This is a genomic window from Companilactobacillus farciminis KCTC 3681 = DSM 20184 (assembly GCF_002706745.1).
Classification (GTDB): Bacteria; Bacillota; Bacilli; order Lactobacillales; family Lactobacillaceae; genus Companilactobacillus; species Companilactobacillus farciminis.
The window spans coordinates 649,856-662,217 of the sequence record NZ_CP017702.1 but is presented as its reverse complement, the minus strand read 5'-3'; the positions used below and the strand labels follow the sequence as shown (position 1 = coordinate 662,217).

Genomic DNA, 12,362 nt, shown 5'->3' with positions numbered 1-12,362 from the left:
AGAGGAAGGAGGGGCTAAAATATATACTTTGCCAAGTCTAGAATAAGCTTTTCAAAGTTTATTTTTTGCCTCCCATATAGAATAAATTATCTATGCATAGATGCTTATTCTAGATATCCAGTTGATAAGTTGTAACTCCCAATTACAACGCGATAGGAGAAAAAAACTCATTTCTTAAATTTGCCCAAAAATACAACGGATCATAATAATCTCCCCGATTCATTGAATACCCCATCATTCAATGACGTAAATTAATTTCTTGCTCCTATCGATCAACCTAAAAAACCAGTCAGGTTCCCCACCTACTGGTTTTTTTGTTTGTCTTCATTTGGCTGTGTCCGTCCTTCAACCGTAAATGAATTCCGTCCACTATTCTTAGATTGATATAAATAACGATCAGCTCGCTTGAAAACATCACTGAAAGATTTATCGGTAGACCTTAAAGTAGTCACGCCAAAGGACAAAGTTATATTCAAACTCATATCCTGTGTAAAAAGCGGTACATTCCTCAAAGTCTTATTGATAGATTTAACTAATTTAACACTCTCATCACCATTTACTCCTTCAATGATAATGAGAAACTCTTCTCCACCATAACGGAACAACCTGCCCCCATCATTGTCTAGGTGAAGCTCTCTTTCAACTAAATGCGATACGTACCGAAGCACTTGATCCCCTATATCGTGTCCATAATGATCATTGAAGTTTTTGAAACCATCGATATCAAAAATTATGACTGTCAATGGTTTCCACAGATCTTTACAGTGTTCATCATAAACTGCTTTTGAAAATTTATTTAAATTAGCTCGATTTCTAACTCCAGTCAAAGCATCGTAATTAACTTTTTTCTTCAGCCGATTGAATGTATAAAAATAGTTTTCCATCTTTATTTCAATTATTCGAGCTATAAACATATAAACCTCGAATAAAATCAACATACCAATAATATTGGCCAGTGGCCAACGAAAATCAATCCAAAGTAGACACCACCAACAGATTCCAAATAAAATTTGTCCCACAATATATCTGTAATCAAAAATGTATAATTCATCTTTGTGCGTATACAAATATTCAGTGACAACAGCTAACAATACATAAGCACCAATGAATAATGGCCAAACTATTTGGTGATGCTGCTGGGAATCGGAAACTAAATGGTACAACAATGGCAAACCAATATTTAAAATAACTATCAATCGATTATTAAAAATAAACATGAAATAAAAAAACAGCGTTAACTCTGCATTAATGAACAAGCTACCTAATTCGATCCGACTACCCACCGTCAGACTTTCAAAAACTTTGATCACGACAAAGCTAGCTGTAAAAAGCAAAATAACTTCTGATAATCCTGAAACTAATTTATTTGCCCAATCTGAAGACAATTCAATATCTTTTTCAAAAGTAAGCGCAATATAGGTGATGATGGTTATTAGCCCGACCGTCACGATTCCGGTAACTAAGGCATTAGTGCTCAAGCAAATCCGAATGATTTCACCTAAACCCATATGATCACCCTCAAAATATTCTATTAACTACCAAAATTCTAGCATTCGAAACGCCTTTTTTAATATACATTTTGACAAGGAAAAATACCATTCAAAAAAGCAAATTTTTATTTTAATTTTTTTATAACATTATTATTTTAAAAGCAAAAACTTCATTAATTTTGATTAGTAATAATATTCCGTCCTCCATAGCAAAGAAAATTTGGCTGGAACGTAGTGGGCACGATTTTGAGCTTTTGCATAAACCAAGTGCGCAAAATCTCAAAACTCGACCTTATTCTAAGCAACAAGTTGCTAAGAATAAATTCACTACTGAGCCAATTTTCTTTGCTATTCCAGACTAGAGAGTTGTTTTATATTTTTATACAGTCAAACAAATAAGCATCAATTCAGATAAATAGTTAAATGCTATATCTGAATTGATGCTATTTTGATTTACTTGAAATAAATAATAAATGTCGTTATTTAGTCGGTAGTGGCAGCTTTGTGGATGCTCAGTACTGAAATTTCACTTAGCAATTTATTGCTTAGTGAAAGGCCAAGCTTTAAGACAGTTCCCGGTTCTGGAATTGGCTTAAAGTTGCGCCCAGTACGTTCCAGCGTCCACAAAGCAGAACGGACGACGACATCTATAACCTAACTTGAGAAAGAACCGTAAAAAACTGAATAGATGTTTCTTCAGTTCATTGATTTAACTTGAAGACTACTCCTTAACAGCTTCATCTTCTTTATCGATTGCCATTTGTGCAACCAGATTCAAATAATTCAAAGGATTATCATAATTTGGTTGGAACAGCATGTCAACATAGGCTAAATCATCAATCGTATTATTGTTTTGAATACAAATCGAAACAGCATTAGCTGATTGGGCTACTTCGTGTTTACTGAATAACTGTGCTCCTAGAACCTTGCGGTTATCCTTATCGTAAACCAAGTAGATCGTCAACATATCAGTTGTTGGCATATAATTAGGACGATAGTAATCTTTGTAAACCACATAATCGGCATTGATTCCATTGGCAATAGCTTTTTTATAAGTCAAACCAGTTTCAGCCAAAGTGTAGCCAAAGATTTCCATCGCAGTTGTAGCTTGTGTTCCCATGTACTTGCGGATGTTGCCAAAAATATTGATTCCCGCTAAAGTACCTTGACGAACGGCACTGGAAGCTAATGGAATATAACGCATTTCACCAGTTGGATTGAATTTAACGACACAGGAATCGCCACCTGCATAAATATCAGGATTTGATGTCTGCATGTAATCATTGATTATGATGGCACCGTAACCGTCCATTTGTACTTGTCCACGCAACAAATCAGTATTGGCAAAGAATCCAGTGCAGACAATTACTAAATCGGCTTTGTAATCATTACCGGCCTTAGTCTTGATGGTTAATTGTTCGCCATCTTCAATTGCAGCTACCCTTTCACCGAGGTGAACTTTAACATCGTGTTCTTTTAGCTTATCGATGATTTCTTCTGACAGACCATCATCAACGTAATTATTTAAAATTTGATCACGAGATTGAATCAGTGATACTTCGTGAACGGTATTAGCATAACTTTCAGCCAATTCGACACCAACATATCCAGCACCAACGATGGCGATGCTTGGATAATTCAAGGCCGATTCATAGATTTTCTTAGCTTGTGCGTAACTCTTACACAACAAAACTCTGGAATTATCCATTCCTTTAATTGGAGGTACCCCAACTTCTGAACCAGTTGTCATGATCAACTTGTCATAAGTATCTTCAAAGATTTCTTGAGTTTGTAAATCTTGAACGACAATTTTTTTATTTTTTGAATCTATCTTCAAGACATTGTGCTTCATATGAACTTCAGCGCCATAGCCTTCAAGTGTGGTAGGATCCGCGTAAAACATGTCTTCAAGACGATTAACGATTCTCCCCAAATACAAAGCAATACCGCAAGATAAAAAGGCAATGTTATCATCACGTTCGTAGACTGTTACTTCAGTCTCTGGGTGTTTTGTTAAAATTTGTTCAACTGCAGCTGTTCCAGCATGTGTACATCCGACAACAATAACTTTCATTCGTCGGTTCCTCCTCTACAGTACATTTGTATACTAGTCTCTATTCTTTTAAGCATAACACAACATATATATAAATTATATCAATCGTAAAATTAAGTGATTTTTTAAAAATTGTATTTTTTTATATCAAAAATAGAACAAAAATCGAGTAGCATTTGTAATATAATTATCTTGTGTTGACTTTTTTAATAACGGGGTTGGTAAAGATGTATCAAATTAAATATACGACTGATATAAATTCTGAGATTTATCGTGACAGTTTAAACATACGAACAACCGTCTTCGTAAAAGAACAAAACGTTCCCGAAGATATTGAAATTGATAAATTAGAAGATCACTGCACTCATTTTGTGCTCTATGACGATCAAACTCCTATGGCAACTGCCCGATTTTTCGTAACCGAAGATAATGGGATCCACGTTCAACGTGTGGCTGTTTTAAAAGAATATCGTCAAAAACATTTAGGTTCAAAATTGTTAAAATATATTTTCGATTTTGCTAAAAAAGAGAACTATCAATATGTTATTCTAGGTGCACAAGATCATGCCCAAATGTTTTATACCAAATTAGGTTTTAAAGTCGTTGGCGAACAATATAAAGAAGCCGGCATTTTGCATCACGACATGAAGCTAGAATTGTAGTACCATTATCACAGGTTTTAAACATGACTTTGGGAATTAGAAGATTGTCAAAAGGAGTTTGTTATGTACAGATTTTTTATTCAGCCTCAGCTTGACAAATTTAATAACTCTTTAATAGGTTATGAGTTATTAATGAAGAAAAAGACTGAGCAAGGATGGAGACCACCTCATAATTTTTCGGATGTCCCATCTCATACAATGGCTTCAGTCTTAATAGCGACAACCAAATTATTATCACTCAAAATTGGTTCCGTTTCAGTCAATATCAATCGTAATCAGTTGATGGACCCAGAAGTTCGTACAGCTATTATTGAAGCACAAAGGATTTTGCGTCCCTTGCGTTTAGTTGTCGAACTTACTGAAGATACACCCGATCAAAATTGGCCCAATTCTCAGTTGGTTCCCTTAATAAAAGACTTCATTGATTATGGTATGGACTTTTCCCTAGATGATTGTGGAACTGGTGTTAACCAACTAGAAAATATTAAAGAATTAGTTCCTCTCGCTTCAGAAATTAAATTTGCCATTCAAAACTTTGGCGAAAAACTACGTGACCCCGATATTGAAAGCAAAGTTATCTTTTGGCGCGACTTTAGTCGAAAACATAATTTACGTTTCATTCTTGAGGGTATCGAAGACGACAATGACGATCAATTAGCTGATTCCTTAGAGATCGACTTACGACAAGGTTACTATTACGGCAAACCTCGTCTACTTAAATTGGAACCAGATGATGATAAATTTTAAAGCAAACAAAAAGCATCTACTCAGATTTTCGAATTCTGAATAGATGCTATTTATTTGGCCTTAACTTCTCTTTCTTTAGCCAAAGCTTTTTGAGCAACCAAGTTCAAGTAATTGAATGGATTGTCATAATTTGGTTGGAACAACATATCCATATAAGCCAGATCGTCGATTGTATTCTTGTTTTGAATGCAGACCGACATCGTATTAGCTGATTGAGCGACTTCGTGCTTGCTGAAAAATTGTGCTCCCAAAATCAAATGATTGTCCTTATTGTAAACTAATTTGACCGTCAACATCTCAGTCGTTGGCATGTACTTAGGACGATAATAGTCGTGATAAGTTACTGTATCGGCGTTGATCTTGCTATTCAAAGCATGTTGTAACGTTAAACCAGTTGAAGCAATTGTATAGCCAAATAGTTCCATGGCAGAGGTAGCTTGTGTCCCCATATACTTTTTAATATTGCCAAAGACATTAGTTCCTGCCAAAGCACCTTGACGAATAGCATTGGTAGCCAGTGGCATATAAGCGTGCTTGCCGGTTGGATTGAAAATTACTGTACAAGCATCCCCAGCAGCGTAAATATCTGGATTAGACGTCTGCGTATACTCATTAATAATGATTGCCCCGTGACGATCCATGTCGACTTGTCCCCGCAACAATTCAGTATTAGCGACAAATCCGGTACAAACAATTACCAAATCAGCTTTATGATCAGCTTTAGTCGTTTCAATTAAGATACTGTCATCATCATCCCTAGTAAAACCAGTTACACGTTCATTCAAATAAACATCCACGTCATGTTCTTTCAACAATTCGATAACGTTTTGCGACATATCCTTATCCAAATAATTATTCAAAACTTGATCACGAGACTGAATCAAAGAAACTTTGTGATCAGTATTAGCATAACTTTCAGCGAGCTCTACTCCAATATAGCCGCCACCAACGATGGTAATATTCTTGTACTCTTTAGCAGTTTCATAAATAGCTTCTGCTTGAGCATAACTCTTACACATCAAAATTCTTGTATCAGAAATTCCCATAATTGGTGGTACTGCAACAGTTGAACCCGTCGTCATGATCAACTTGTCATAAGTGTCATTAATAATTTGGTGAGTCTTCATATCTTCACACATGATTGTTTTATTCTTGGAATCAATTTTTAAAACATCATGTTTCATATAGACTTTTGCACCTAGTTTTTCCAAGTCTTTAGGATCTGCATAAAACATATCTTCAAGATGTTTTACCTTATGCCCTAAGTAAAGCGCAATTCCACAGGATAGAAACGAAATATTGTCATCACGTTCGTAAACTGTGACCTGTGTTCCAGGATGTTCTTCCAAAATTTGTTCCACAGCTGCGGTTCCTGCATGCGTACAGCCTATAACTACTACTTTCATTACTAATCCCTCATTTTATAATAATTATCTGCTCATTAAAATGAACTTTAAACATAATTTTGTAATTATCTATTTATATTATAATAACGCATTTTATCTATAAATGTTTAAATATCTTTTTTACTAATTAATTTTTTGGTAAAATAATAATTTAAATTTACGTTATACATCTCATGAATTATCTCGTATAATGTACAGTATGTGATAAAAAAAACATGCTAAATATTTGAAATTAGCCATGCTTAAAAAATTTAAATTGAGGGGTAATTGTGTCAAACATTATCTTAGAACGTATTATGAATAATTATCTGAATATTAATTCAGCAATTATCACGCTTGTTACGATTGGATTAATTACAATAATCACAATTGTTGCCTACTCGCTCGAACGAAGAATCAGCAACTCTTCCCCAATCTATCAACGATTATGTGCACATTTAATCGAAGGAGCCGTCTTGGCTTTCAGCATGATAATGTTGCAGCAAATCTTCCATATTTTGAACGATGGTTCGATCAATAATGGTTGGTTATATGCAAATGCCCAATTGACGATCCTGCTATACTGCATGTATTTGATCAGAAACCAGATCACTTTGTGGATAAATATTCTCATGCCCTTTGTCTACTACAATTCAATGAATATTGAACGTTTGGAAAATAAAGACTTACCATTTTTTATTGCATCCTATATTTTCTTAGTAGCAATCGTCATTTTCATTTATCTACAAACTGAGAATCTTCAAAATTCAGAATGGAAGTACTTAGTTCTACAAGTCCTCTTCGGCTTGTCTTGGTGGATTTTGTTGTGGGTCGACCACAGTTTCCCAGTTTACGAGATTGCCAATATGATGCTAGTCTTCTTGATCTACATGTCGATTATTCGATTCTGTGCTAAAAAGGTTCAAGAAACAATGCTAACCTACAACGATTTGCAAGTCCAAGTCAATTATGACGAACTGACTGGAATTAGAAACCGTGCTAATCTAGATAAAACTGCCCAAGAGATCTATCAAACTTATCACAGTGAAAATGTTCCTTTAACAGTTACGATGTTTGATATCGATCACTTCAAAGAATTTAATGATCAATATGGCCATTCTACGGGTGATGAGGTGCTTAAACACGTTGCCCATACAATGGAACGTGAAATGTTTTTAACGGACACTAAGGGCCAATTATTCCGTTTTGGTGGCGAAGAGTTTATCATCGTCTTTCGTGGTAAAACTCCTAAACAATGTATCCCCATCGTCAAGGACCTGCGGGATTCGTTAGTCAACACACCACTCTTTTTAAAGGGACAGAAATTAAACGTCAGTATCTCCTTTGGTATTTCTCAATTAAAGAAAACTGACTCAGATTTTGATGACCTATTCAACCGTGTCGACAAATACTTATATGAATCCAAAAACTCTGGAAGAAATCGTCTGACTGTTGAGGGTGAAACGATAAACTTCGATGAAAAAGAATTAGAACTGTAAACAAAAACCTCGCTAAAATGTAATTTAGAATACATTTCAACGAGGTTTTTTATATACAATTATTTTAATAAGATCCCTTTTCACGACAAAAAAATAGTGAGAAATTAATCTCACCGTTGGGAAGGAATCAGTTGTTTTTAAATCTGGTAGTCCCTACTAGTCATAGTAAACCATGTGGGCTTCTATCGCAAGACAATTAGGCAATTATTCTAACTCTTTTTATAATAATTTTCTAAAATGAGTAATGATGCTTTAATGAAGGAACAACAATTTTGTCTGAGATACCAATGATGACGCCTTGGAAAAACATCGCTAAGATAGTACCGATCCCAACTGACAAAATATGTCCTGTCATTGCAAAACAAATAACCATAATTACTACTGGTGGCGTGTAGCTTAACAACTGTCCCCAACCAGCAGAACCGTGCAAATATTTGAAACGCAATAAGTAAGCCAATTCATCATTAGGATGTTGAATCAAATTGCACCTTTGATAAATCGATGTTCCAATCGACACTCCGACTAATCCCAAGATGTTGACTACTAGTCGCATTAACAGGGGCAATTGATTTAGTCCGAGTGGATTTAAGACATTCGAAAAGATACCGACCAAATAGCTAAATGGAAATGAGAATAATAAGTTAGAAATAAAAATATGACTATCGAATTTTCTCAAAAGTATCTGATTAGCAATCGTGACCAAAACTGCATAAACGAACAAGGTCGTTCCATATGGTGAATGCAAAAATGACGAAATATTGACCGCTGAAGACATCCAAACGGCACTGCCCATATTGCTGTCGATCATCACGGCATTAGAAAAAGCATCCAAAACAATCGCAAATATCAAATATCCTAAACGAACTTTAAATTTCCCCACATTACTTTCCTTCTTTGAGAAAAGAGGCAATACCAACCAACGTTAGTATTGCCTCTTTTTATTGACAAACTTCACAAATCGAGTTTAAAACTAGTCAATTTTTTTGTCAATTTTATTTATTTTTTGGGTGATTCATCTCATCCATACTAATTAAATGATATTTATGTTCATGATTTGGATCATAAGCTTCAATCTGAGCCATCATACCAGTGTCTTCGTGTTCGAGAATGTGGCAGTGATACATGTAAACACCAAATTTAGTGAATTGAACCGCGATTCTAACTGTTTCGCCAGCATTGACACCAACAGTATCTTTCCAACCGTGTTCATTAGGATAAGGTTCTTTGCCATTACGACTGAGAACTAAGAATTGGCAACCGTGCATATGGAATGGGTGAATCATACCACCGTCCATATCATTAGTATTAACGACATCCCAAAGGACAGTATCGCCAATCTTTTGTTTACGGTCGATTCTTTGCATATCGAAGAGCTTGCCATCCAAACGTACTTGGTCATCCATTCCTGACATAACAGTTCTCGTTACAGGAAGTCCTGGAGTAACCTTTGGTGCATCGATAGTTGTCAAATGTTCTGGCAATTTCGTATCATCCTTGGCAAATTCACCAATCTTGAATTTCATAATTGGCATATCGTCACTCATCAAAGTAACCACATCACCGGGCTTCTTGTCGCCAAAGTCAACGATAACTTCAGCACGTTCAGCACAAGTCAACATCAACTTAGTGAACTTAACTGGTTCAGGTAACGTTCCACCATCGGAAGCAATTTGGGTAAATTCATGATTGTCGTCAAAATGCAATCTCCACTCACGACGGTCAGAACCATCCAAAATTCTTAGACGAACCCTTTGAGTCGTAACGTTGAAGACACCGTTGATCGTACCATTAACTAAGGCATACTTACCTAAAGTACCGTCGACATCGTAGTCAGCTTTGTAATCCAATTGATTGTCGTGATAACTTCTGTCTTGCAAAATAACCGGAATATCATCGACACCATAATTTCTTGGGAATGGAAGTTTAGCTTCTTCATCATCAGTTACTACAACTGCAGCAGCCAAGCCGTTCCAAACTTGACGAGCCGTATTTGGACATGGATGTGGATGGAGCCAATCTGTTTGTGCTGGTTGATCCAAAGTAAAGTCAATATCACGACTGCCATCTGGATAAACTGGAGCGTGTGGCCCACCATCAACGACTGGTCCAGTAACATTTAATCCGTGCCAGTGGAAAGTAGTAACTTCTGGTAATTTGTTAACGAGGTGAATGTGATAATGTACACCTTGTTTAAAGACAATCGTTTGACCAAGCAATGAAGCGTTATAACCCCAAGTCTTAGTCTTCTTGCCAGGAAGGATCTGTGTTTCCCCTTCTTGAGCTGTAATCGTATAGTAGACGTCATTTCCATCTACTTTGTCCGGCTTGATGACTGCAGGAATATTCAATGGTTGATCTTTTACATCAGCCTTTTCTAGCGGAATATAGCCACCGTCGTGCAAGTCAAAAATTGGTTCATCGAAAAAGTAATCATTGTAAACTTTTGAATCTGACATTTATAATCGCCACCCTATTTAGTTTTTGATTGAAACGTACAAACACAATTCACTAAAGCCTCAATAAACATACCGATTGCCATCATATACATTGCAATCATATTTTTATCAGCGAAAACAAAGTACAACAATATCGCATAAAAAATCAGCATGAAAACAGAGAACGCCTTAGAACCACTTGCCATGTTATCACCACCAAAATTTATTACAGTTCTATTCTAATACAGTTATCCACTTAATAAAAATCGTTTCGGAGTACCTAACTTAATATTTATAAACCACTAATTGACCACTAATATAGTTAGCCATATAAATATCTGAAGCCTCCAAACCACGTTTTTGCAATTCATTTTCGATCCAGTCATTGTCTTTACCGATAGCTTCTAGTTCGTCATGATCGATCTGACCATCCAAAATTACCGGATACTTGAGATTGTCTTCATTTTTCATAATGATCGTCAATTGACCATTACGTTCAAAGACAGCTCTTTTAACGTTACGAACATCCATGATTCCAGCTTGACGCAATTTGAATGACAAATCGTTAGCTGACAAACCATTTTTCAAAGCTAAATTAACATCGATCTTGCCATTCTTGACAATAACTTTGGGATCACCTTGAATAACCTTTCTGAATAAATTATTGTGATTAGTCAAGAACTTGGCCACGAAAACCACCAAGGTCCAAATCAACAAGACTAAGGAGAATTGCAAAATCGTGATACTGGAGTTGTAAATCATCCCACCGACGATACCACCTAAAACGTAATTTTGTAGTTGGTCAATGGCACTAGTTGGCGCAATGTTGCCACGACCAAATAAATTAATTTGCAAAACCATGAATAAGAATCCAATAATAAACTTTAAAGTTAAATCACCGTATTGTAAGACCATTATTTCACCTATTTCTTGATAAGATTAATTTTTTGCGAACTGATGATACTAGCTTTCGTTAACGTGTAACTACTCAAATTATTATCAAAACTGACCCGATAAATATTCTTGCCTGCTTTTATCAACATGCCTTCTGTCAAACTAGAATTATTCGAATACAGTTTTTTCTTGGAAACTTTCTTTTCCTTAGCGACCGACGCCATCAAATCTAAGGTCTGACTAGTTTTATTGCTAATATCCAGTTGTTGCTCATAATTGTTGTAATTGATTCCGACAAATAAAACGATTCCAAAGGCAAAAATAATCAACAAGTCACGATATTTATTATCAGAACGATTTCTAAAATACAAAAAAGCGGTCACAAAAATTGCCACAGCTAAAATTATTATTCCTATAATAAATAGGAAATTTGGTTCATTGTTGTGATCGACTAAATATTGATACGAATAAAAATTCATTTTTATACCCTCGCCTATTTAATATACGATTAGTATAGCAAATCGCTAATTCATGGTTAATAATCTTTGCTTGCACAAGTAATAAAATTGTTTCATAATACTAAATCGTTAATATTTTTTATTGGAGGTGACGATTATCAATCAACCATCAAATGTTTGCACTTGGTTGAGCATGAAACATTTCGAAAATGACATTCAAACCAAGCTGGAAAAAATCTTGATTAAATATGATTTATCACCTGCTGAATTTAGTTTCTTACACTATCTTTATGACCGCTATGACTCTAAAGCTAGCTTGTTAGAGATTAAAGACTCCTTGCACCTCAGTTCAGCTGCCGTCTCAAGAATGGCTGTCAGACTGGAAAATAAGCCTTGTAAGCCTATCATTCGCTACCACAGCGATGAAAATCAAAAAGAAGTCTGCTTACAAATTACCCAATCGGGGATCAATCATTTTAAAGAAACTGCCAAAATCGTCGACGAAGCGCTACAGGAATCTTTTGCCAGTAAGGATTTTGAAGCATTGCGCGATATGATTTTAGCTACTAATTTACATTAAGAATCCATAGCGATTCTTTTTTCTTTGCCTAAATATACTTGAAAGTTCGGTCAACATTATGCATAATTACAAATTTCAAACTGCCATTCTCGTTTTGTTATCATTCGTACTCGGTAACAATGAATTCTTAGTCATGGGAGTTCTCTCCAATTATTGAAA

The 12,362-nt window shown here is 35.5% G+C and carries 12 protein-coding genes; 4 read left to right on the top strand and 8 right to left on the bottom strand.

Annotated elements, in window-relative coordinates; translation table 11 throughout:
• Nucleotides 1–302: 302 nt before the first annotated feature.
• Complete coding sequence (locus LF20184_RS03130) at nucleotides 303–1,508, bottom strand: GGDEF domain-containing protein (protein WP_010020719.1); 1,206 nt, start codon at nucleotides 1,506–1,508, stop codon at nucleotides 303–305.
• A gap of 703 nt (nucleotides 1,509–2,211) precedes the next feature.
• Nucleotides 2,212–3,564: an FAD-dependent oxidoreductase gene (locus LF20184_RS03125; RefSeq protein ID WP_010020720.1), complete on the bottom strand. Its 1,353-nt coding sequence runs from the start codon at nucleotides 3,562–3,564 to the stop codon at nucleotides 2,212–2,214.
• Between the two features lie 206 nt (nucleotides 3,565–3,770).
• Here LF20184_RS03125 and LF20184_RS03120 point away from each other — a divergent pair, with 206 nt between their 5' ends.
• The gene (locus LF20184_RS03120; RefSeq protein ID WP_010020721.1) at nucleotides 3,771–4,205 is read left to right on the top strand and encodes a GNAT family N-acetyltransferase; all 435 of its coding nucleotides are present in this window, start codon (nucleotides 3,771–3,773) and stop codon (nucleotides 4,203–4,205) included.
• Nucleotides 4,206–4,268: 63 nt separating this feature from the next.
• Nucleotides 4,269–4,952, top strand: a complete 684-nt coding sequence (locus tag LF20184_RS03115) for an EAL domain-containing protein (protein WP_029606576.1) — start codon at nucleotides 4,269–4,271, stop codon at nucleotides 4,950–4,952.
• A 50-nt stretch (nucleotides 4,953–5,002) separates the two neighbouring features.
• On the opposite strand, the gene LF20184_RS03110 is transcribed toward LF20184_RS03115, so the two are convergent.
• Nucleotides 5,003–6,358 (bottom strand): FAD-dependent oxidoreductase, encoded by a 1,356-nt coding sequence (locus LF20184_RS03110; RefSeq protein ID WP_010020725.1) that lies wholly within the window; start codon nucleotides 6,356–6,358, stop codon nucleotides 5,003–5,005.
• A 269-nt stretch (nucleotides 6,359–6,627) separates the two neighbouring features.
• Between LF20184_RS03110 and LF20184_RS03105 the strand changes: the two genes are divergently transcribed.
• Entirely contained in the window at nucleotides 6,628–7,836 is a 1,209-nt protein-coding gene (locus tag LF20184_RS03105) for a GGDEF domain-containing protein (protein ID WP_010020726.1), read from the top strand.
• A 232-nt stretch (nucleotides 7,837–8,068) separates the two neighbouring features.
• On the opposite strand, the gene LF20184_RS03100 is transcribed toward LF20184_RS03105, so the two are convergent.
• The 5 genes from LF20184_RS03100 to LF20184_RS03080 all read right to left on the bottom strand — a co-directional run bounded on the left by LF20184_RS03100 (nucleotide 8,069) and on the right by LF20184_RS03080 (nucleotide 11,644).
• On the bottom strand, nucleotides 8,069–8,716 hold the full coding sequence (locus tag LF20184_RS03100; RefSeq protein ID WP_010020727.1) for a DUF6198 family protein: 648 nt from the start codon (nucleotides 8,714–8,716) through the stop codon (nucleotides 8,069–8,071).
• A gap of 112 nt (nucleotides 8,717–8,828) precedes the next feature.
• On the bottom strand, nucleotides 8,829–10,292 hold the full coding sequence (locus LF20184_RS03095; RefSeq protein ID WP_010020728.1) for a multicopper oxidase family protein: 1,464 nt from the start codon (nucleotides 10,290–10,292) through the stop codon (nucleotides 8,829–8,831).
• A gap of 14 nt (nucleotides 10,293–10,306) precedes the next feature.
• Entirely contained in the window at nucleotides 10,307–10,477 is a 171-nt protein-coding gene (locus LF20184_RS12835) for a nitroreductase family protein (RefSeq protein ID WP_010020729.1), read from the bottom strand.
• A 79-nt stretch (nucleotides 10,478–10,556) separates the two neighbouring features.
• Nucleotides 10,557–11,186 (bottom strand): DUF421 domain-containing protein, encoded by a 630-nt coding sequence (locus LF20184_RS03085; RefSeq protein ID WP_010020731.1) that lies wholly within the window; start codon nucleotides 11,184–11,186, stop codon nucleotides 10,557–10,559.
• Between the two features lie 8 nt (nucleotides 11,187–11,194).
• A complete protein-coding gene (locus LF20184_RS03080; protein ID WP_010020732.1) occupies nucleotides 11,195–11,644 on the bottom strand; it encodes a DUF3290 family protein in 450 nt (149 codons plus the stop codon).
• Nucleotides 11,645–11,816: 172 nt separating this feature from the next.
• Between LF20184_RS03080 and LF20184_RS03075 the strand changes: the two genes are divergently transcribed.
• A complete protein-coding gene (locus LF20184_RS03075; protein ID WP_010020734.1) occupies nucleotides 11,817–12,203 on the top strand; it encodes a helix-turn-helix domain-containing protein in 387 nt (128 codons plus the stop codon).
• Nucleotides 12,204–12,362: the final 159 nt, after the last annotated feature.

Coding starts and splice junctions, on each gene's coding strand:
- LF20184_RS03130 (WP_010020719.1), bottom strand. CDS start 1,508: ATGGGTTTAGGTGAAATCATTCGGATTTGCTTGAGCACTAATGCCTTA.
- LF20184_RS03125 (WP_010020720.1), bottom strand. CDS start 3,564: ATGAAAGTTATTGTTGTCGGATGTACACATGCTGGAACAGCTGCAGTT.
- LF20184_RS03120 (WP_010020721.1), top strand. CDS start 3,771: ATGTATCAAATTAAATATACGACTGATATAAATTCTGAGATTTATCGT.
- LF20184_RS03115 (WP_029606576.1), top strand. CDS start 4,269: ATGTACAGATTTTTTATTCAGCCTCAGCTTGACAAATTTAATAACTCT.
- LF20184_RS03110 (WP_010020725.1), bottom strand. CDS start 6,358: ATGAAAGTAGTAGTTATAGGCTGTACGCATGCAGGAACCGCAGCTGTG.
- LF20184_RS03095 (WP_010020728.1), bottom strand. CDS start 10,292: ATGTCAGATTCAAAAGTTTACAATGATTACTTTTTCGATGAACCAATT.
- LF20184_RS12835 (WP_010020729.1), bottom strand. CDS start 10,477: ATGGCAAGTGGTTCTAAGGCGTTCTCTGTTTTCATGCTGATTTTTTAT.
- LF20184_RS03085 (WP_010020731.1), bottom strand. CDS start 11,186: ATGGTCTTACAATACGGTGATTTAACTTTAAAGTTTATTATTGGATTC.
- LF20184_RS03080 (WP_010020732.1), bottom strand. CDS start 11,644: ATGAATTTTTATTCGTATCAATATTTAGTCGATCACAACAATGAACCA.
- LF20184_RS03075 (WP_010020734.1), top strand. CDS start 11,817: ATGAAACATTTCGAAAATGACATTCAAACCAAGCTGGAAAAAATCTTG.